The sequence below is a fragment of the Pseudomonas sp. H3_C08 genome (assembly GCF_054669455.1).
In genome coordinates, this window is record NZ_CP162803.1 from 582,733 (window position 1) to 604,039 (window position 21,307).

Consider the following 21,307-nt stretch of genomic DNA (forward strand, 5'->3'; position numbering starts at 1 on the left):
TGCGGCCCGCTCGCCGGGGCTCGGGGTTCCTTCGCTGCGGGATCGATCCGGGCGCAGCGCCTACGGTTTGCTTCGCTGCACCTCCTCTCGCTGTGTTTGGCTGCGCCAAACGGTCGCTACGCTCCCACGCCCGGATCAATCCCTCCACTCAGCCTTCCGACGTCGCCTTACAGATCAAGAGCTGCAGCCGAGCTAACGCTCATCCTGTTGAGTGGTGAAGAGCACAGCGCGGTCGGCTGTGGTTTTGTGTTGGATTCGCCCCTCACCCCCAGCCCTCTCCCGAGGGAGAGGGAGCCAATTTGTGGGCTTTTCAGAATCTAAGTTCGACGCGGTATCGCACGTCGGCAAAGCTTTCCCAAACACCTCAATCAGTCACCTCTCCCTCCGGTAGTGGAAGGAAATGGGGCTGATTTGTTTGCTTTTTAGAGCCTGAGTTCAACGGGGTATCGCAAGTCGGCGTAGCTCTCTCAAATACCTCAGTTAGTCCCCTCTCTCTCGGGGAGGGTGATGGGCCGATTCGTTTGCTTTTCAGAGCCTGAGTTCAACGCGGTATTGCACGTCGGCGTACCTCTCCCAAACACCTCGGTCAGTCCCCTCTCCCTCCGGGAGAGGGCTAGGGTGAGGGGCTCTTGATCTGGCTTGTGATCTTGCTTTGGCTTTGGCTTTGGTTTTTGATCTTTTGCCCCACCGTAGCGAGGGAACACTGAGCCTCAGCGAAGTGCCGTACGCCGGGGCAAGGCCTTTTGGTTCCTTTTTGGCGTTTGAAAAAGGGACTCGCTGTAAGAGCGAAACCGCCAGCGGCAACACCCGCAGCAACGGATATGCCCCCAATCCCAATCCCAATCCCAAAGCCCCAAATCCCAGACAAACAAAAACGGCCCCTATATAAATAGAGGCCGTTCCCGATACAACTTAAGACGTTATCGCAAGACAAATCTTATTTGCGGTCTTCCAGCTTGGTAATGTCACGCGACTCGTAGCCGGTGTACAACTGGCGCGGACGGCCAATCTTGTACGGGCTGGAGAGCATTTCTTTCCAGTGGGAGATCCAGCCAACAGTACGTGCCAGCGCGAAAATCACGGTGAACATGCTGGTCGGAATGCCGATCGCCTTGAGGATGATCCCCGAGTAGAAGTCGACGTTCGGGTACAGCGAGCGTTCGATGAAGTACGGGTCGGTCAGCGCGATCTCTTCCAGGCGCATGGCCAGTTCGAGTTGCGGATCGTTGTTGATGCCCAGTTCCTTCAGCACTTCGTCGCAGGTCTGTTTCATCACAGTCGCGCGAGGGTCGCGGTTCTTGTAAACGCGGTGACCGAAGCCCATCAGTTTGAACGAATCGTTCTTATCCTTGGCCTTGGCGATGAACTTGTCGATGTTCGAAACATCGCCAATCTCGTCAAGCATGGTCAATACGGCTTCGTTCGCACCGCCGTGGGCAGGGCCCCACAGTGCGGCGATACCGGCGGCGATACAAGCGAACGGGTTGGCACCCGAAGAACCTGCCAGACGCACGGTGGAGGTCGAAGCGTTCTGCTCGTGGTCGGCGTGGAGGATGAAGATCCGGTCCATGGCCTTGGCGAGCACCGGGCTGATCGGTTTGATCTCGCACGGGGTGTTGAACATCATGTGCAGGAAGTTTTCCGCGTACGTCAGGTCGTTGCGCGGGTACATCATGGGCTGGCCCATGGAGTACTTGTAAACCATCGCTGCCAGGGTCGGCATCTTGGCAACCAGACGGATCGCGGAAATTTCGCGATGCTGCGGGTTATTGATGTCCAGGGAGTCGTGGTAGAAGGCCGAGAGGGCGCCGACTACACCGCACATGACGGCCATCGGGTGGGCGTCGCGACGGAAACCGTTGAAGAAGGTTTTCAACTGCTCGTGAACCATCGTGTGGTTTTTCACGGTGCTGACGAACTGGGCCTTCTGTTCTGCGGTCGGCAGTTCGCCGTTGAGCAGCAGGTAGCAGGTTTCCAGGTAGTCCGACTTTTCAGCCAGTTGTTCGATCGGGTAGCCGCGGTGCAACAGAATGCCGTTGTCGCCGTCGATATAGGTGATCTTCGACTCGCACGAGGCGGTCGACATGAAGCCTGGGTCGAAAGTGAAGCGGCCCGTGGCCGTCAGGCCCCGAACATCGATTACATCGGGACCAACGGTGCCGGTTAAAATGGGCAGCTCGACGGGGGCTGCGCCCTCGATGATCAACTGCGCTTTTTTGTCAGCCATGTGGCCTCCTATTTATGCTTGAACCATCAGACAGACCCCCCACGCAGGGCCCGCACCACTATAGTGAGATAAATTCGAATGTCAATTTGCCTAAAGTCTTGCTCCAGAAGGCTTTAAGCGCACTTTTTCCTCGAAATTGACTGCCATTTACGCCTTTTATACGACTTGTGCAATCAGCTATTTGGGGTAGGTGATTGCGTTGTCATTAGTAGCCTAACTGTCTATACTCGGCCACCGACCGCCAAGGGCTTTTGGGCTTGCTTTCATTGGGGGTCGCATCCCTGGGTGGTGGTTACCTGACCAGTGCACTCCCCAACAACTTTGCCCTGATTGTTAGGGGCTCTTCAGTGTGAAAAAAAAGCCGTGAAAAGCCAACGACCTGTAAACCTAGACCTAAGGACCATCAAACTCCCAGTCACTGCTTACACGTCCATTCTTCACCGTATCTCCGGTGTCATCCTCTTCGTGTGCCTTGCCATCATGCTTTATGCATTGGACAAGTCGCTCAGCTCCGAGGAAGGCTTCGGTCAGGTGAAAGCGTGTCTGACCAGTCCGCTAGCCAAGCTAGTGATTTGGGGCATCCTGTCCGCTCTGCTGTATCACCTGGTAGCCGGTGTGCGCCATTTGATCATGGACATGGGCATCGGTGAGACGCTGGAAGGCGGCAAGCTGGGCTCGAAAATCGTTATCGCCGTTTCCGTGGTGGTAATCGTTCTGGCAGGAGTTTGGATATGGTAACTAACGTCACGAACCTGTCGCGTTCGGGCCTCTATGACTGGATGGCGCAACGTGTGTCTGCGGTCGTTCTCGCGGCTTACTTCATCTTTCTGATCGGATACGTCGTGGCCCACCCTGGCCTCGAGTATGCCCAGTGGCATGAACTGTTCGCCCACAACGGGATGCGTATTTTCAGCCTCCTGGCCCTTGTTGCTCTCGGCGCTCACGCCTGGGTCGGCATGTGGACCATCGCGACTGACTACCTGACGCCGATGGCGTTCGGCAAGTCCGCAACGGCGATACGTTTCCTTTTCCAGGCAGTATGCGGCGTTGCGATGTTCGCTTACTTCGTCTGGGGTGTGCAGATTCTCTGGGGTATCTGAGTCATGGCTAACATTCCAACGATTTCTTTCGACGCCATCATTATTGGTGGTGGCGGTGCCGGCATGCGCGCTGCGCTGCAACTGGCACAGGGCGGTCACAAGACTGCCGTGATCACCAAGGTTTTCCCGACCCGTTCGCACACTGTATCCGCTCAGGGCGGCATCACGTGCGCGATCGCGTCTGCTGACCCGAACGATGACTGGCGCTGGCACATGTACGATACCGTCAAGGGCTCCGACTACATCGGTGACCAGGACGCTATCGAATACATGTGTCAGGAAGGCCCGGCCGCGGTTTTCGAGCTGGACCACATGGGTCTGCCGTTCTCGCGTACCGAGCAAGGCCGTATCTACCAGCGTCCGTTCGGTGGTCAGTCCAAGGACTACGGTAAAGGCGGCCAGGCTGCGCGTACTTGCGCAGCTTCCGACCGTACCGGTCACGCCCTGCTGCACACCCTTTATCAGGGCAACCTGAAAGCCGGTACCACGTTCCTGAACGAGTACTACGCTGTCGACCTGGTGAAAAACCAGGAAGGCGATTTCGTCGGTGTGATCGCGATCTGCATCGAAACTGGCGAAACTTCCTACATCCGCGCCAAAGCCACCGTATTGGCTACCGGCGGTGCAGGTCGTATCTACGCTTCCACCACCAACGCCCTGATCAACACCGGTGACGGCGTCGGCATGGCTCTGCGTGCTGGCGTACCGGTACAAGACATCGAAATGTGGCAGTTCCACCCGACCGGCATCGCCGGTGCCGGTGTACTGGTTACAGAAGGTTGCCGTGGTGAAGGTGGTTACCTGATCAACAAGCACGGCGAGCGTTTCATGGAGCGTTATGCTCCGAACGCCAAAGACCTTGCCGGTCGTGACGTGGTTGCTCGCTCGATGGTTAAAGAAATCATCGCTGGCAACGGTTGCGGTCCGAATGGCGACCACGTGATGCTCAAGCTCGACCACCTGGGCGAGGAAGTGCTGCACAGCCGTCTGCCAGGCATCTGCGAACTGTCGAAGACTTTCGCCCACGTTGACCCGGTTGTTGCGCCGGTTCCGGTTGTTCCGACTTGCCACTATATGATGGGCGGCGTTGCCACCAACATCCATGGTCAGGCGATCACCCAGAACGCCGATGGCGTGGATCAGATCATTCCTGGTCTGTTCGCGGTAGGTGAAGTGGCTTGCGTATCGGTTCACGGTGCCAACCGTCTGGGCGGCAACTCGCTGCTCGACCTGGTGGTATTCGGCCGCGCTGCCGGCCTGCACCTGGAAAAAGCCCTGACCGACGGCATCGAATACGACGACGCTACCGAAGCCGACATCGAAGCTGCCCTGTCGCGCCTGAACGCACTGAACAACCGTACTGACGGCGAAGACGTCGCTACCCTGCGTCGCGAGCTGCAGAGCTGCATGCAGAACTACTTCGGTGTATTCCGTACTGGCGAATACATGCAGAAGGGTATTGCTCAGCTGGCCGATCTGCGCAAGCGTATCGCCAACGTGAAGATCAACGATAAGTCGCAGGCGTTCAACACTGCACGTATCGAAGCGCTGGAACTGCAAAACCTGCTGGAAGTGGCTGAAGCTACCGCCATCGCGGCCGAAGTACGTAAAGAGTCCCGCGGTGCTCACGCCCGTGAAGACTTTGAAGATCGTGATGACGAAAACTGGCTGTGCCACACCCTGTACTTCCCGGGTGACAAGCGCGTCACCAAGCGTGCCGTGAACTTCTCGCCGAAGACTGTTCCGACTTTCGAACCTAAAGTCCGGACTTATTAAGGGTGACCGCCATGTTGAATGTCAGTGTTTATCGCTACAACCCTGATCAGGACGCTGCGCCGTTCATGCAGGAATTCCAGGTCGATACCGGTGGTAAAGACCTGATGGTGCTGGACGTGCTGGCTCTGATCAAAGAGCAGGACGAGGGTTTCTCCTATCGTCGCTCTTGCCGTGAAGGCGTCTGCGGCTCCGACGGCATGAACATCAACGGTAAAAACGGTCTGGCGTGCATCACGCCGCTGTCCGCCGTTGTAAAAGGTAACAAGCTGATCGTTCGTCCGCTGCCAGGTTTGCCGGTTATCCGTGACCTGGTCGTCGATATGAGCATCTTCTACAAGCAATACGAGAAGGTGAAGCCTTACCTGCAGAACGACACGCCGGCTCCGGCCATCGAGCGTCTGCAGTCGCCAGAAGAGCGTGAAAAACTCGACGGTCTGTACGAGTGCATCCTGTGCGCTTGCTGCTCGACCTCTTGCCCGTCCTTCTGGTGGAACCCGGACAAGTTCCTGGGTCCAGCTGCGCTGCTGCAAGCCTATCGCTTCCTGGCAGACAGCCGTGACACCAAGACATCCGAGCGTCTGGCTTCGCTCGATGACCCGTTCAGCGTCTTCCGCTGCCGGGGCATCATGAACTGCGTCAACGTATGTCCGAAAGGCCTGAACCCGACTAAGGCCATCGGTCACATCCGTAACATGCTGCTTTCGAGCGGCGTGTGATTCAGCTGCTGTAACCGCTGCACCGTAGAGGCTGTGGCGCGGGCTTCAACCCGCGTCATGGCTATAACCAGAGCAGTAGCCACAAGCTGCCGCTCTTATTTTGAAGAAATGAGACAAGCAGGGGCATCCGGGCTGGTACCCGGACTATCAGTGTGATCCTAAGTGGCTTGTTTTAGTCGCTGCATTCGGACTTCTGCAAGTTTGCTCGGTGTCGACATCGATGGTGTTCCCCTAACCGAGGGTGACCAAGCATGCAAGAAAGCGTGATGCAGCGCATGTGGAACAGCGCCTACCTTTCAGGTGGAAACGCTGCCTATGTGGAAGAGCTTTATGAGCTCTACCTGCACGACCCTAACGCTGTGCCAGAAGAGTGGCGCACCTACTTTCAGAAGTTGCCTGCCGACGGCAACTCTGCCACTGATGTTTCGCACTCCACGATTCGCGATCATTTCGTGCTGCTGGCAAAGAACCAGCGCCGCGCCCAACCGGTTTCCGCCGGCAGCGTGAGCAGTGAGCACGAGAAGAAGCAAGTTGAAGTGTTGCGATTGATCCAGGCCTACCGTATGCGTGGCCACCAGGCAGCCCAGCTTGACCCGCTGGGGCTGTGGCAGCGTCCTGCACCTGCAGACCTGTCGATCAATCATTACGGCTTGACCAATGCCGATCTTGATACGACCTTCCGTGCCGGCGACCTGTTCATCGGCAAAGAGGAAGCGAGCCTACGCGAAATTCACGAAGCGTTGCAGCAGACATATTGCCGCACCATCGGCGCTGAATTTACGCACATCACCGATTCCGAGCAGCGCCAGTGGTTCCAGCAGCGTCTGGAAAGCGTGCGTGGTCGTCCGACGTACTCCGCCGACATCAAGAGCCACCTGCTTGAGCGCGTAACCGCCGGTGAAGGCCTGGAAAAATACCTGGGCACCAAATACCCGGGCACCAAGCGTTTCGGTCTGGAAGGCGGCGAAAGCCTGATTCCGATGCTCGACGAACTGATCCAGCGTTCCGGTTCCTACGGCACCAAGGAAGTCGTCATCGGCATGGCCCACCGTGGCCGTCTGAACGTGCTGGTCAACACCTTCGGCAAGAACCCGCGCGAGCTGTTCGACGAGTTCGAAGGCAAGAAGAAGGTCGAGCTGGGTTCCGGTGACGTTAAGTATCACCAGGGCTTCTCGTCCAACGTGATGACCGCCGGCGGTGAAGTTCACCTGGCCATGGCGTTCAACCCGTCCCACCTGGAAATCGTTTCCCCGGTGGTCGAAGGTTCGGTGCGCGCCCGTCAGGATCGTCGTAATGACGCCACTGGCGAGAAGGTTCTGCCGATCTCCATCCACGGTGACGCTGCATTCGCAGGTCAGGGCGTGGTCATGGAAACCTTCCAGATGTCGCAGACCCGCGGTTTCAAGACCGGCGGTACCGTGCACATCGTGATCAACAACCAGGTCGGTTTCACCATCAGCAACCCGCTGGACTCGCGCTCCACCGAGTACGCCACCGACGTCGCGAAGATGATCCAGGCGCCGATCCTCCATGTGAATGGTGATGATCCGGAAGCCGTATTGTTCGTGACCCAGCTGGCCATCGACTACCGCATGCAGTTCAAGCGTGACGTGGTGATCGACCTGGTCTGCTACCGTCGTCGCGGCCACAACGAAGCTGACGAGCCTAGCGGCACCCAGCCTCTGATGTATCAGCAGATCACCAAACAGCGCACCACCCGTGAGCTGTACGCTGATCGTCTGACCCAGGGCGGTGTGCTGGACGCAGAGCGTGTTCAGGCGAAAGTCGATGAATACCGCAACGCGCTGGACAACGGCCTGCACGTAGTGAAATCGCTGGTCAAAGAGCCGAACAAAGAGCTGTTCGTGGACTGGCGTCCTTATCTGGGCCATGCCTGGACTGCGCGTCACGACACTCGCTTTGATCTGAAGACCCTGCAAGAACTGTCCGCCAAGCTGCTGGAAATTCCGGAAGGCTTCGTGGTTCAGCGTCAGGTCTCGAAGATCTACGAAGACCGTCAGAAGATGCAAGCCGGCGGCCTGCCGATCAACTGGGGTTACGCCGAAACCATGGCGTACGCGACCCTGGCGTTCGAAGGTCACCCGATCCGTATGACCGGTCAGGACATCGGCCGCGGTACGTTCTCGCACCGTCACGCTGTGCTGCACAACCAGAAAGACGCGGGTACCTACATTCCGCTGCAGCACCTGTACGACGGTCAGCCACGCTTTGACCTGTACGACTCGTTCCTGTCGGAAGAAGCGGTACTGGCGTTCGAATACGGTTACTCGACCACCACGCCGGATGCGCTGGTGATCTGGGAAGCCCAGTTCGGCGACTTCGCCAACGGTGCACAGGTTGTAATCGACCAGTTCATCACCAGCGGCGAGCACAAGTGGGGCCGTCTCTGCGGTCTGACCATGTTGCTGCCACACGGTTACGAAGGTCAGGGCCCTGAGCACAGCTCGGCACGTCTTGAGCGTTACCTGCAATTGTGCGCCGAGCACAACATTCAGGTTGCCGTACCGACTACGCCAGCACAGATCTACCACTTGCTGCGTCGTCAGGTGATTCGTCCGCTGCGCAAGCCGTTGATCGTGCTGACGCCGAAGTCGCTGCTGCGCCACAAGCTGGCCATCTCGACCCTGGAAGATCTGGCCGAAGGTTCGTTCCAGACCGTGATCCCGGAAATCGATGCTCTGGACCCGAAAAAGGTCGAGCGCGTTGTTCTGTGTAGCGGCAAGGTCTACTACGACCTGCTGGAAAAACGCCGTGCCGAAGGCCGTGAAGATATCGCCATCGTGCGTATCGAGCAGCTGTATCCATTCCCTGAGGACGACTTGAAAGAAGTCCTGGCTCCATACACCAACGTCAAAAATGCCGTTTGGTGTCAGGAAGAGCCGATGAACCAGGGCGCCTGGTACTGCAGCCAGCACCACTTGCGTCGCAGCATCGGGAACCTCGACAAGTCTCTCGTACTTGAGTACGCGGGCCGTGAGGCTTCTGCTGCCCCAGCTTGTGGTTACGCATCGATGCACGCCGAGCAGCAGGAAAAACTCCTGCAAGACGCGTTTACCATTTAACGCCTTCGCGCACCTGAAACCGAATTTAAGGAACCACAGATAATGGCTATCGAGATCAAAGCCCCCACTTTCCCGGAATCGGTTGCCGATGGCACCGTTGCCACCTGGCACAAACAACCGGGCGACGCTGTCAAGCGCGACGACCTGATCGTCGACATCGAAACCGACAAAGTCGTACTGGAAGTTCTGGCTACCGCTGATGGCGTGCTGGGCGCAATCGTCAAGAACGAAGGCGACACCGTTCTGTCCGACGAAGTGCTGGGCTCCATCGAAGCGGGCGGCGCTGCTGCCGCTGCCCCAGCCGCTGCTACTCCGGCCGCTGCTGCCGCTGCACCGGCTGCCGCCGAAGGCGAAGACGATCCTGTTGCTGCACCGGCTGCTCGCAAGCTGGCTGAAGAAAACGGCATCAACATCGCTTCCGTTGCCGGCACCGGCAAGGGCGGTCGTGTGACCAAGGAAGACGTGGTTGCTGCTGTTGCTGCCAAGAAAGCTGCTCCGGCTGCCGCACCTGCCAAGGCTGCTGCTCCTTCGGCTGCTGCTCCTGTGTTCGCCGCTGGCGACCGCATCGAGAAGCGCGTACCGATGACCCGCGTTCGTGCCACCGTGGCCAAGCGTCTGGTTGAAGCACAGTCGAACATGGCGATGCTGACCACTTTCAACGAAGTCGACATGACTGAAGTCATGGCCCTGCGTTCGAAGTACAAGGATCTGTTCGAGAAGTCCCACAACGGCGTACGCCTGGGCTTCATGTCGTTCTTCGTGAAAGCGGCCACCGAAGCGCTGAAACGCTTCCCGGCTGTCAACGCGTCGATCGACGGCGGCGACATCGTTTACCACGGCTACGCGGACATCGGCGTTGCCGTTTCCAGCGATCGCGGTCTGGTGGTTCCGGTTCTGCGTAACGCCGAACTGATGAGCCTGGCTGAAATCGAAGGCGGCATCGCCACCTTCGGCAAGAAAGCCCGTGACGGCAAACTGTCGATGGACGAGATGACCGGTGGTACCTTCACCATCACCAACGGTGGTACCTTCGGTTCGATGATGTCGACCCCGATCGTCAACCCGCCGCAGGCAGCGATTCTGGGCATGCACAACATCATCCAGCGTCCTATGGCCATCAACGGTCAGGTCGTTATCCGTCCGATGATGTACCTGGCACTGTCCTACGATCACCGTCTGATCGATGGCAAAGAAGCTGTGACCTTCCTGGTGACCATCAAGAACCTGCTGGAAGATCCGGCTCGTCTGTTGCTGGATATCTGATAGAAGCAGTCGCGGGCTGTGGGGGTATCGCCGGAAACGGCGGTACAGCCTGCAGCGCGCGGCTTGAAGCTTTTCGCTAAAGAGGATTTTTTGAATGTCGCAGAAATTTGACGTAGTAGTGATCGGTGCTGGCCCTGGTGGCTACGTGGCTGCCATCAAGGCGGCGCAGCTGGGTCTGACCACTGCCTGCATCGAGAAGTACACCGACGCAGAAGGCAAGCAAGCCCTGGGCGGCACCTGCCTGAACGTGGGCTGCATTCCTTCCAAGGCGCTGCTCGACAGTTCCTGGAAATACAAGGAAGCGAAAGAAAGCTTCAACGTTCACGGTATCTCGACCGGCGAGGTCAAAATGGACGTCGCTGCGATGGTTGGCCGCAAGGCTGGCATCGTCAAGAACCTGACCGGCGGCGTTGCCACCCTGTTCAAGGCCAACGGCGTTACTTCGATCCAGGGCCACGGCAAACTGCTGGCTGGCAAGAAAGTCGAAGTCACCAAGCCAGACGGCTCGGTTGAAGTCATCGAAGCTGAAAACGTCATTCTGGCTCCAGGCTCGCGTCCGATCGACATTCCACCGGCTCCGGTTGATCAGAAAGTCATCGTTGATTCGACTGGCGCTCTGGAATTCCAGTCCGTACCTAAGCGTCTGGGCGTGATCGGCGCTGGCGTGATCGGTCTGGAACTGGGTTCGGTCTGGTCGCGTCTGGGCTCCGAAGTCGTTGTTCTGGAAGCACTGGACACCTTCCTGATGGCAGCGGACACCGCTGTTTCCAAGGAAGCGCTGAAAACCCTGACCAAACAAGGTCTGGACATCAAACTGGGCGCTCGCGTAACCGGCTCGAAAGTGAACGGCGACGAAGTCGTTGTGAACTACACCGATGCCAACGGCGAACAGACCATCACTTTCGACAAGCTGATCGTAGCCGTTGGTCGCCGTCCGGTGACCACTGATCTGCTGGCTGCCGACAGTGGCGTGACCCTCGACGAGCGCGGTTTCGTGCACGTTGACGATCACTGCGCGACCACCGTACCGGGCGTTTTCGCCATCGGTGACGTGGTTCGCGGCATGATGCTGGCTCACAAAGCTTCGGAAGAAGGCATCATGGTTGTCGAGCGCATCAAGGGCCACAAAGCCCAGATGAACTATGACCTGATCCCTTCGGTTATTTATACTCACCCGGAAATCGCGTGGGTTGGCAAAACCGAGCAGGCCTTGAAAGCTGAAGGCGTTGAAGTTAACGTCGGCACCTTCCCGTTCGCCGCTTCCGGCCGTGCCATGGCCGCCAACGATACCGGTGGTTTCGTCAAGGTCATCGCTGATGCCAAGACTGACCGCGTATTGGGCGTGCACGTGATTGGCCCGAGCGCTGCGGAACTGGTTCAGCAGGGCGCGATCGGTATGGAATTCGGCACCAGCGCTGAAGACCTGGGCATGATGGTTTTCTCCCATCCGACCCTGTCTGAAGCCTTGCACGAAGCTGCTCTGGCTGTGAATGGCGGTGCCATCCACATTGCCAACCGCAAGAAGCGTTAAGACACAATAAGAAACCACGGCGGTAACGGCCCGTCGTGAGCCTTGCGAGCAAGTCTCACCGCGGAATGTCCGCTGGACGCAGTCTTGCGTAGCTCAGCTACGCAAGCAGCAGTCACAGGTGGCGCGGCACTCAAACGAGCGCAGCGCCGAATGCGCAGTACCTAACGAAGACGGTAAAAAGCATGAATCTTCACGAGTATCAGGGTAAGCAGCTGTTCGCTGAATACGGCCTGCCAGTTTCCACTGGTTACGCAGTAGACACCCCGGAAGCAGCAGCAGAAGCTTGCGACAAAATCGGCGGCAGCGAGTGGGTTGTCAAAGCCCAGGTCCACGCCGGTGGTCGCGGTAAAGCGGGCGGCGTCAAGCTGGTTCGCAGCAAAGAAGACGCCAAAGCCTTCGCACAGCAGTGGCTGGGCAAGCGTCTGGTGACTTACCAGACTGATGCCAATGGCCAGCCAGTCACCAAGATCCTGGTTGAATCGTGCACTGATATCGCTAAAGAGCTGTACCTGGGCGCTGTCGTTGACCGTTCGAGCCGTCGCATCGTGTTCATGGCTTCCACCGAAGGTGGCGTGGACATCGAGAAAATCGCTCACGACACTCCAGAAAAAATTCTCAAGGCCACTATCGATCCACTGGTTGGCGCTCAGCCATTCCAGGGTCGCGAGCTGGCATTCCAGTTGGGTCTGGAAGGCAAGCAGGTTGCTCAGTTCGCCAAGATCTTCGTAGGTCTGGCCAAACTGTTCAAGGATCACGACCTGGCTCTGCTGGAAGTGAACCCGCTGGTGATCAAGGCTGACGGCGATCTGCACTGCCTGGACGCCAAGATCAACATCGACGCCAACGCCATGTACCGTCAGCCTAAGCTGAAGACTTTCCACGATCCGTCGCAAGACGATCCGCGCGAAGCGCACGCTGCCAAGTTCGAACTGAACTACGTAGCACTGGAAGGCAACATCGGTTGCATGGTCAACGGTGCTGGCCTGGCCATGGGTACCATGGACATCGTCAACCTGCATGGCGGCAAGCCAGCCAACTTCCTCGACGTAGGTGGTGGCGCTACCAAAGAACGCGTAACTGAAGCGTTCAAGATCATTCTGTCCGACACCAACGTCGCTGCAGTACTGGTCAACATCTTCGGCGGCATCGTTCGCTGCGACATGATTGCCGAAGGCATCATCGGCGCTGTGAAAGAAGTCGGCGTGAAAATCCCGGTTGTTGTTCGCCTTGAAGGCAACAACGCTGAGCTGGGCGCTAAAGTACTGGCAGAAAGCGGTTTGAACATCATCGCTGCTACCAGCCTGACCGACGCTGCTCAACAAGTTGTCAAAGCTGCGGAGGGCAAATAATGAGCGTCCTGATCAATAAAGACACCAAAGTTATCTGCCAGGGTATTACCGGTTCGCAAGGTAGTTTCCACACCCAGCAAGCCATCGAATACGGCACCAAAATGGTGGGTGGCGTTACTCCTGGTAAAGGCGGCACCGAACACCTGGGTCTGCCAGTGTTCAACACCGTTAAAGACGCAGTAGAAGCCACTGGCGCTACCGCCAGCGTGATCTACGTTCCGGCTCCTTTCTGCAAAGACTCGATCCTGGAAGCGGCATTCGGCGGCATCAAGCTGATCGTCTGCATCACCGAAGGCATTCCTACCCTGGACATGCTGGACGCTAAAGTTAAGTGCGACGAGCTGGGCGTAGTCCTGATCGGCCCTAACTGCCCAGGCGTGATCACCCCAGGCGAATGCAAGATCGGCATCATGCCAGGTCACATTCACTTGCCAGGCAAGGTCGGTATCGTTTCGCGTTCCGGCACCCTGACCTACGAAGCTGTTAAGCAGACTACTGACGCCGGTTTCGGTCAGTCGACTTGCGTCGGCATCGGTGGTGACCCGATCCCGGGTTCGAACTTCATCGACATCCTGAAGCTGTTCCAGGAAGACCCGAAGACCGAAGCGATCGTCATGATCGGTGAGATCGGTGGTTCGGCTGAAGAAGAAGCGGCTGCCTACATCAAGGCACACGTGACCAAGCCGGTTGTTTCCTACATCGCTGGTGTGACTGCTCCTCCGGGCAAGCGCATGGGCCATGCTGGCGCAATCATCTCTGGCGGCAAAGGCACTGCAGACGAGAAATTCGCTGCACTGCAAGACGCAGGCGTGAAAACCGTGCGTTCGCTGGCAGACATCGGCAAGGCCCTGGCCGAGCTGACTGGTTGGGCTGTCAAGTAAGCCTCGCGCTTAACTGACGCTTTACCAAACAAAGGCCACCTTCGGGTGGCCTTTGTCGTTTCTGGCACCTGCGTCATCAGTGATATCGCTTTCGCGAGCAAGCTCGCTCCCACATTTGTACGCATTCCCAAGTGGGAGCGAGCTTGCTCGCGAAGGCGATTTATAGACATCTACCCAATTACATGCAAAAACGCGACACGGAAACGTCGCGTATCGGATAGTTCGCCCTCTAACAGTGCGTTCGCACGACAAATTCGTTAGGCTAGCAGCCATTTTTGCGTCTGCCGCCCACAAGGCATGCAACGCGCTTTAAGGGTCAGTCCCATACGGATCGACAGCATTTCCCTAATTACACAGGGCAATCCCCCTCTAAATTCCGATTTCAGTAGTGTGGTATTACCTTAATGAAAGTTTTGAAAGGTCAGGACATCCTGGCACTTGGCTTTATGACATTTGCCCTGTTCGTTGGGGCTGGCAACATCATCTTCCCGCCGATCGTGGGCTTGCAGGCCGGACCTCACGTCTGGATGGCCGCGCTGGGCTTCCTGATCACTGCGGTGGGTCTGCCGGTGATCACCGTCGTTGCACTGGCCAAGGTCGGTGGGGCGATGGATACGCTGAGCAGCCCGATCGGCAAGATTGCCGGCGGCATTCTGGCGGCGGCGTGCTACCTGGCGGTCGGCCCGTTGTTCGCCACCCCGCGTACCGCAACCGTATCGTTTGAAGTCGGTCTGGCGCCGCTCACTGGCGAAAGCCCGTTGGCACTGTTCCTCTACAGCTCGGTGTACTTCCTGCTGGTGTTCTTCATCTCGCTTTACCCTGGGCGGTTGCTGGACACGGTTGGCCGTTTCCTCGCGCCGCTGAAGATCATCGCACTGGCGGTGCTCGGTATCGCCGCATTCGCCTTGCCGGCGGGTGACATCGGCCAAGGTACGCCCGAATACGTGGCTGCACCGTTCTCCCAAGGGTTCATCAATGGTTACCTGACCATGGATACCCTGGGGGCGCTGGTGTTCGGCATCGTCATCGTTAACGCGATCCGCTCCCGTGGCGTCGAGTCGCCCGCGCTGATCACCCGTTACGCGATCATCGCCGGGCTGATTGCCGGTGTCGGTCTGGCGCTGGTGTATGTCAGCCTGTTCCGCCTCGGTTCCGGCAGCCACGAAGTGGCGGTGGGCGCGACCAACGGCGCCGCGGTATTGCACGCCTATGTGCAACACACCTTCGGTTCGCTGGGCAGCGGTTTCCTCGCGGTGCTGATCTCGCTGGCGTGCCTGGTGACAGCGGTCGGCCTGACCTGTGCTTGCGCTGAGTACTTCAGCCGTGTGCTGCCACTGTCCTACAAGACCCTGGTGATCATTCTGGCGGCGTTCTCGCTGCTGGTGTCCAACCTGGGCCTGACCAAGCTGATTGCGTTCTCGATTCCGGTGCTGACCGCAATCTATCCGCCGTGCATCGTGCTGGTGGCGCTGAGCTTCTGCAAAGACTTCTGGCATGAGCACGGCCGGATTCTTGGTCCGGTGATGTTGGTATCGTTCGTGTTCGGCACCATCGACGCGCTGAAAGGCGCCGGTCTGGCCGACTGGATGCCATCGCAGTTGTCCCACCTGCCGCTGAGCGAGCAGGGTTTGGCATGGCTGGTGCCCTGTGTGATGACCCTGGTGGTCGCAGTGGTTTGCGATCGTATGCTGGGCAAGCGCAGCGAAGCGGTTGCCTGATGTTGTCTGACCCGCCAAAAGCGGGTCTTCAACGCTTAAACAGAAATGCCCCGTATCAATCGATACGGGGCATTTTTTATGCGCCTCAGGCAGTGTCTTTTTCCCTAGGCTAACGTCGAAGGGTTGCCGAAGTCCTAATGTGGGAGCGAGCAGCCTCGCTCCCACAGGTAGCATCCATACTCCACAGGGAATTGCATGTCGTTCATCCAAGCCAACCTGATCCACCTGCTCGCCGCCGTCTGGTTTGTCATCTGCTGGGGCGGTTACACCCGTTATGCCGGCTGGAAAGCCCGCGACACAGCATGTCTGGCCAGTGTGCTGCACCTGTACCGCGAGGACTGGATGCGCCGTATGTTGCTGCGCGACAACCGCATCGCCGACGCCAGCGTGATTGGCAATCTTGAACGCAACGCCTCGTTCTTCGCCTCAAGCACATTGATTATTCTCGCCGGCATTCTCACCGTGCTTGGCGCGTCAGAGCGGGCGGTTTCGTTGCTGGCGGACATCCCGATGGTGCAACAGGCGTCGCAGGGCATGTCGGAGATCAAGTTGCTGTGTCTGGCGATGGTGTTCGTTTACGCCTTTTTCACCTTTAGCTGGTGTATGCGCCAGTACAACTTTGCCGCCGTTCTGGTGGGGTCGGCGCCGATGATTGGCGAGCGGCAGGTGTCGGAGCAGGAGCGTAAAGCCTTCGCCTTACGGGCGGCGCGAGTGATTTCGATGGCTGCCAACCAGTTCAACTTCGGCTTGCGTTCCTACTACTTCGGCATGAGCATGCTGGCCTGGTTTGTCAGTCCATGGCTGTTCATGCTGATGAGTGCCGGCGTCGTGGTGGTTCTGTATCGCCGGGAGTTTCATTCCGACGTTCTCGATGTCATGGTCTATACCCCTACAGAAGCCCCCCTTCCCGAAACAAACAGAGAGGTCGCTTGATGAGTATTCCGTTCTGGTGTGTGTTTATCAGTGCGCTGTTGATCTATATCGCGCGTATGCCGGTAGGCAAAGCGATGAAAGAGCAGGGTGGTTACAACAATCACCTGCCGCGTCAGCAACAGGCGCAACTGACCGGTTACGGCGCGAGGGCGCTGGCGGCGCATCAGAACAGCATCGAAGCGTTCATGTTGTTCGCAGTCGGTGTGTTGATGGCGCACACCACGCAAACGGCAGGATGGTTGATCGACACATTAGCGATAGTCTTCGTGATCGCGCGACTCTTCTACTTGTGGTTCTACCTGGCCGATCTTCCCAAGCTGCGCAGTCTGGCCTGGATAGTTGGCGTATTGTGTTCGCTGTTGCTAATGATTAGTCCGACTTTTAGAACTGTCTTGCTCTAAGGCGGCTCTGGCGTTAATTCCCAGACAAAAGAAAACCCGCACTTGGCGGGTTTTCTTTTTTCTGCAGCAAAAAGCGAATTATTGCTTCTTGGCAGCTTCTTCTTGTGCAGCAGCGTTCGATTCAGCCTGAGCTTTGGCAGCTTCGGCGTTTTCTTTCGCAGCGTCGTTCACTTTATCCTGAGCTTTGTTCATGTCCTGCTGAGCTTGTTCAGCATGTTGGTTGGCATCTTGAGCTTTGTCCTCGGATTTTTTATCGCAGGCAGCGAGACCGAGGGAAGCGGTCAACATCAAGGCAATAGCAAAAGTCTTACGCATGGGGTGTTTCTCCTTATGGAAAATAACTACTGGCCTTAAGAACTCGGCGCTACAGGTTAAGTTCCTCATTTCTTTCAGATATATAAGTTTGTTTTTACACGGAACTTTTGCTGTTTTGCACACTACTGGCAAAAGGCTCTAACGAGAGTAATTATCATATGGCCGAAAATCCCGTTTTTGAGCGTGCGACGCGATTTCTCTCCGCGCTGCGCCACTGTCAGGTACTCGGTTTGCAGGTGCACAGCGCCTCGGCCGAAGGGCTTACGGTGATCTTGCCGTACAGCGAAAAAATCGTCGGCAATCCCCGAACCGGAGTCATTCACGGCGGGGCGATTACTTCATTGATGGACACCGCCTGCGGGATGTCGACCCTGTGCGTGTTGCCTGAGTTCGAGGTGTGTCCGACCCTCGATCTGCGCATCGATTACATGCACGCCGCCGAGCCGAACAAGGATGTGTATGGCTTTGCCCAGTGCTACCGAGTGACCACCGATGTGATATTCGCCCGAGGCTTCGCCTATCAGGATGATCCCGAACAGCCCATCGCCCATGTGGTTGGCACCTTCATGCGCATGGGCAAGGGCCTTAAAGGCACCAAAGGTTTCGGCGGCGCGATCAAGGGAGAAAATCAATGATCGACGACCTCAAGAAACAATTGCAGCAGGCCCATGCAGAGGGTGATTACGCGCCGTTGCTGGAGCTGATCCCATACGCTGGGCTGATCGGTATCGAGTGTTCGCGAGTCGGCGATGAACTGTTGTTCAAGCTGCCGGCGAACAAGGACAACATTGGTAACCCTTTATTGCCGGCGATCCACGGCGGGGTGATTGCCGGATTCATGGAGCTGGCCGCCGCCCTGCATCTGTTGATTTTCACCGGTGCGCCTGGCGTGCCGAAGATTATCGACTTCTCCCTCGATTACCTGCGCGCCGGGCAGTTCCGTGATACCTGGGCCAAATGTCAGGTCTGCCGTCAGGGCCGGCGCGTCGCCAACGTTGCGATCACAGCCTGGCAAAGCACTGAAAGCGAACCGATTGCCACCGCGCGTGCGCACTTCAAAATCGAGGAGCCCTTGAAATCCTGAACAGCGCCCCAAACTCACAAGACAACCCGCCGCCGACCATTTCGGGTCGCGGCCACTGCCATCTGATTGGAGTTTGATGACCATGAGTGTGGAAACTCAAAAGGAAACCCTGGGCTTCCAGACCGAGGTAAAGCAGCTGCTGCACCTCATGATCCATTCGCTGTATTCCAACAAGGAAATTTTCCTTCGCGAATTGATCTCGAACGCCTCTGACGCTGTCGACAAGCTGCGCTTCGAAGCCCTGGCCAAGCCAGAATTGCTCGAAGGTGGCGCTGATCTGAAAATCCGTGTGAGCTTCGACAAGGACGCCAAGACCGTAACCCTCGAAGACAACGGTATCGGCATGAACCGTGACGATGTGATCACCCACCTGGGGACCATCGCCAAATCCGGCACTGCCGATTTCATGAAGAACCTCTCGGGCGATCAGAAGAAAGATTCGCACCTGATCGGCCAGTTCGGTGTGGGCTTTTACTCTGCCTTCATCGTTGCTGACCAGGTTGATGTGTACTCCCGTCGCGCCGGCACCCCGGCCAGCGAAGGCGTGCACTGGTCGTCGAAAGGTGAAGGCGAGTTCGAAGTCGCCACCATCGAAAAACCAGAACGTGGTACCCGCATCGTCCTGCACCTGAAAGCCGCTGAAGACGAGTTCGCCGATGGCTGGCGTCTGCGTAACATCATCAAGAAGTACTCCGACCACATCGCTTTGCCGATCGAGTTGCCGAAAGAAGCGGCAGCAGCAGAAGGCGAAGAAGCACCAGCCGTTGAATGGGAAACCGTCAACCGCGCCAGTGCTCTGTGGACCCGTCCGCGCACTGAAGTGAAGGATGAGGAATACCAGGAGTTCTACAAGCACATCGCTCACGACTTTGAAAACCCGTTGGCCTGGAGCCACAACAAAGTCGAAGGCAAGCTCGAATACAGCTCGCTGCTGTACGTGCCGGCCCGTGCACCGTTCGACCTGTACCAGCGTGAAGCGCCGAAAGGCCTGAAGCTCTACGTGCAACGCGTGTTCGTCATGGATCAGGCCGAGTCGTTCCTGCCGCTGTACCTGCGCTTCATCAAAGGCGTGGTCGATTCCAACGACCTGTCGCTGAACGTGTCGCGCGAAATCTTGCAGAAAGATCCGATCATCGATTCGATGAAGACCGCGCTGACCAAGCGTGTGCTCGACATGCTGGAAAAACTGGCGAAAAACGAGCCTGAGCAATACAAAGGCTTCTGGAAGAACTTCGGTCAGGTCATGAAAGAAGGCCCGGCTGAAGACTTCGCCAACAAAGAGAAAATTGCCGGTCTGCTGCGTTTTGCATCGACCAACGGCGACGACGGCGAGCAGATCGTCGGTCTGGCCGACTACCTGGCCCGTGCCAAGGAAGGTCAGGACAAAATCTACTACCTCACCGGCGAAACCTACGCGCAGGTCAAGAACAGCCCGCACCTGGAGGTCTTTCGCAAGAAAGGCATCGAAGTGCTGCTGCTGACTGACCGCATCGACGAGTGGCTGATGAGCTACCTCAGCGAATTTGACGGCAAGACTTTTGTCGACGTGGCGCGCGGTGACCTCGATCTGGGCAATCTGGACTCGGAAGAGGACAAGAAAGCTGCAGAAGAAGTCGCCAAGTCGAAAGAAGGTCTGGTTGAGCGTCTGAAAACCGCGCTGGGCGATTCCGTGGCTGAAGTCCGCGTATCGCATCGTCTGACCGACTCGCCGGCCATTCTGGCCATCGGCGAGCAGGATCTGGGTCTGCAAATGCGCCAGATCCTCGAAGCCAGCGGGCAAAAAGTGCCGGATTCGAAGCCAATCTTCGAATTCAACCCAAGCCACCCGCTGATCGAGAAACTCGATGGCGAGCAGAGCGAAGAGCGGTTCGGCGACCTGTCGCACATCCTCTTCGATCAGGCAGCCCTGGCTGCCGGCGACAGCTTGAAAGATCCGGCCGCTTATGTGCGCCGCCTGAACAAGCTGCTGGTTGAACTGTCGGTTTAACCAAGTCGTAGAAAAACCCGCTTCGGCGGGTTTTTTCATTCTGGTGTTTAGCAAATCAGGAGTCAGAAATGAGCGAAGTCACTGTACGTTCCGTGGTCTACCAGATCGACGGCCAGCCTTATGAAGGTCGTCTGGCGTTCGACGCCGAGCACAAAGGCGCGCGGCCGGGTTTGTTGATGGCGCCGAACTGGATGGGCGTCAGCGCCGGTGCCGAAGAGATCGCCAAATCGGTGGCGGCCAAGGGCTACGTGGTGTTGATCGCTGACGTTTACGGTCAGGCTGTGCGTCCGCTGAATGCTGATCAGGCCGGCGCGGCGATGATGCCGCTGAAGGATGATCGCGCGCTGCTGCGCAAGCGTATGCAAGCGGCGTTCGAGCAGTTGCAGAAGCAGGGCGAAGCGGCGGTTGATACGTCGAAACTGGCGGTGTTCGGTTTCTGCTTCGGCGGTTGCTGTGCGCTGGATCTGGCGCGCACCGGTGCGCCGGTGAAGGCTGCGGTGTCGTTCCACGGCACGCTGGATTCACCGAATCCGGCCGACGCGCAGAACATTAAAGGTTCGGTGCTGGTGCTGCACGGTGCTGCAGACCCGTTGGTGCCGAAAGAGCAATTGCCGGCGTTTGAGGATGAAATGAACGCGGCGAAAGTCGATTGGCAACTGCTGAGCTATGGCGGTGCGGTGCACTCGTTTACTGATCCGCATGCGAATGTGCCGGGCAAGATGATGTACGACGCGAAGACCGCGAAGCGCGCGTTCAAGTCGATGCATGATTTGCTGGATGAAGTGTTCAAGGGCTGAAGCCTGAAAAGCAAAAGCCCCTCATCGGAACGCCGCCCGCCTAACCCTCTCCCAGAGGGAGAGGGGACTGATTGGGGATGCTGAAGTACTGCGCCGACCTGAAAGTGTCTTGGTGAATCCATAATCGCCAAGATTTTTCAGGTCGG

Annotated in this window: 18 protein-coding genes; 16 read left to right on the forward strand and 2 right to left on the reverse strand. The window is 57.5% G+C overall.

Going from position 1 to position 21,307, the window contains the following annotated elements:
* Positions 1-937: 937 nt before the first annotated feature.
* Positions 938-2,227 carry a citrate synthase gene (gene gltA, locus AB4N74_RS02800; protein ID WP_039763648.1) on the reverse strand — a complete coding sequence of 430 codons (1,290 nt, stop codon included), beginning with the start codon at positions 2,225-2,227 and terminating at the stop codon, positions 938-940.
* Between the two features lie 363 nt (positions 2,228-2,590).
* On the opposite strand from gltA, the gene sdhC reads away from it, so the two are divergent.
* From sdhC to AB4N74_RS02860, 12 genes are all read left to right on the forward strand, one after another.
* A complete protein-coding gene (sdhC, locus tag AB4N74_RS02805) occupies positions 2,591-2,965 on the forward strand; it encodes a succinate dehydrogenase, cytochrome b556 subunit (RefSeq protein WP_016773673.1) in 375 nt (124 codons plus the stop codon).
* Positions 2,959-3,327, forward strand: coding sequence for a succinate dehydrogenase, hydrophobic membrane anchor protein (gene sdhD / locus AB4N74_RS02810; RefSeq protein ID WP_003222999.1), 369 nt, complete (start codon positions 2,959-2,961; stop codon positions 3,325-3,327). Before sdhC ends, sdhD begins: the two co-directional genes overlap by 7 nt.
* A 3-nt stretch (positions 3,328-3,330) precedes the next feature.
* Positions 3,331-5,103: a succinate dehydrogenase flavoprotein subunit gene (gene sdhA, locus AB4N74_RS02815; protein WP_093439913.1), complete on the forward strand. Its 1,773-nt coding sequence runs from the start codon at positions 3,331-3,333 to the stop codon at positions 5,101-5,103.
* Positions 5,104-5,114: 11 nt separating this feature from the next.
* The gene (locus AB4N74_RS02820) at positions 5,115-5,819 is read left to right on the forward strand and encodes a succinate dehydrogenase iron-sulfur subunit (RefSeq protein ID WP_093440161.1); all 705 of its coding nucleotides are present in this window, start codon (positions 5,115-5,117) and stop codon (positions 5,817-5,819) included.
* A gap of 251 nt (positions 5,820-6,070) precedes the next feature.
* Positions 6,071-8,902 (forward strand): 2-oxoglutarate dehydrogenase E1 component, encoded by a 2,832-nt coding sequence (locus tag AB4N74_RS02825; RefSeq protein WP_093439917.1) that lies wholly within the window; start codon positions 6,071-6,073, stop codon positions 8,900-8,902.
* Between the two features lie 42 nt (positions 8,903-8,944).
* A complete protein-coding gene (odhB, locus tag AB4N74_RS02830) occupies positions 8,945-10,165 on the forward strand; it encodes a 2-oxoglutarate dehydrogenase complex dihydrolipoyllysine-residue succinyltransferase (RefSeq protein ID WP_093439922.1) in 1,221 nt (406 codons plus the stop codon).
* Between the two features lie 94 nt (positions 10,166-10,259).
* Entirely contained in the window at positions 10,260-11,696 is a 1,437-nt protein-coding gene (gene lpdA, locus AB4N74_RS02835; RefSeq protein ID WP_007919881.1) for a dihydrolipoyl dehydrogenase, read from the forward strand.
* A gap of 182 nt (positions 11,697-11,878) precedes the next feature.
* Positions 11,879-13,045, forward strand: coding sequence for an ADP-forming succinate--CoA ligase subunit beta (gene sucC, locus AB4N74_RS02840; RefSeq protein ID WP_007919879.1), 1,167 nt, complete (start codon positions 11,879-11,881; stop codon positions 13,043-13,045).
* A complete protein-coding gene (sucD, locus tag AB4N74_RS02845) occupies positions 13,045-13,926 on the forward strand; it encodes a succinate--CoA ligase subunit alpha (RefSeq protein ID WP_008082972.1) in 882 nt (293 codons plus the stop codon). The genes sucC and sucD overlap by 1 nt, the downstream gene beginning before the upstream one ends.
* A gap of 404 nt (positions 13,927-14,330) precedes the next feature.
* The gene (gene brnQ, locus AB4N74_RS02850; RefSeq protein WP_093439927.1) at positions 14,331-15,644 is read left to right on the forward strand and encodes a branched-chain amino acid transport system II carrier protein; all 1,314 of its coding nucleotides are present in this window, start codon (positions 14,331-14,333) and stop codon (positions 15,642-15,644) included.
* A 195-nt stretch (positions 15,645-15,839) separates the two neighbouring features.
* Positions 15,840-16,577, forward strand: coding sequence for a DUF599 domain-containing protein (locus AB4N74_RS02855; protein WP_095050220.1), 738 nt, complete (start codon positions 15,840-15,842; stop codon positions 16,575-16,577).
* A complete protein-coding gene (locus AB4N74_RS02860) occupies positions 16,577-16,978 on the forward strand; it encodes an MAPEG family protein (RefSeq protein ID WP_093439935.1) in 402 nt (133 codons plus the stop codon). Before AB4N74_RS02855 ends, AB4N74_RS02860 begins: the two co-directional genes overlap by 1 nt.
* A gap of 78 nt (positions 16,979-17,056) precedes the next feature.
* Here the strand turns inward: AB4N74_RS02860 and AB4N74_RS02865 are convergent, their stop codons facing one another.
* Positions 17,057-17,293 carry a hypothetical protein gene (locus AB4N74_RS02865; RefSeq protein WP_007919867.1) on the reverse strand — a complete coding sequence of 79 codons (237 nt, stop codon included), beginning with the start codon at positions 17,291-17,293 and terminating at the stop codon, positions 17,057-17,059.
* Between the two features lie 158 nt (positions 17,294-17,451).
* Here AB4N74_RS02865 and AB4N74_RS02870 point away from each other — a divergent pair, with 158 nt between their 5' ends.
* The 4 genes from AB4N74_RS02870 (at position 17,452) to AB4N74_RS02885 (ending at position 21,161) form a co-directional block, all read left to right on the forward strand.
* Positions 17,452-17,928, forward strand: coding sequence for a PaaI family thioesterase (locus tag AB4N74_RS02870; protein WP_093439939.1), 477 nt, complete (start codon positions 17,452-17,454; stop codon positions 17,926-17,928).
* On the forward strand, positions 17,925-18,377 hold the full coding sequence (locus AB4N74_RS02875) for a PaaI family thioesterase (RefSeq protein WP_093439944.1): 453 nt from the start codon (positions 17,925-17,927) through the stop codon (positions 18,375-18,377). Before AB4N74_RS02870 ends, AB4N74_RS02875 begins: the two co-directional genes overlap by 4 nt.
* 82 nt (positions 18,378-18,459) lie before the next feature.
* On the forward strand, positions 18,460-20,364 hold the full coding sequence (gene htpG / locus AB4N74_RS02880) for a molecular chaperone HtpG (RefSeq protein WP_026000821.1): 1,905 nt from the start codon (positions 18,460-18,462) through the stop codon (positions 20,362-20,364).
* A 68-nt stretch (positions 20,365-20,432) separates the two neighbouring features.
* On the forward strand, positions 20,433-21,161 hold the full coding sequence (locus tag AB4N74_RS02885; protein WP_460098132.1) for a dienelactone hydrolase family protein: 729 nt from the start codon (positions 20,433-20,435) through the stop codon (positions 21,159-21,161).
* The last annotated feature ends 146 nt before the right edge of the window (positions 21,162-21,307 follow it).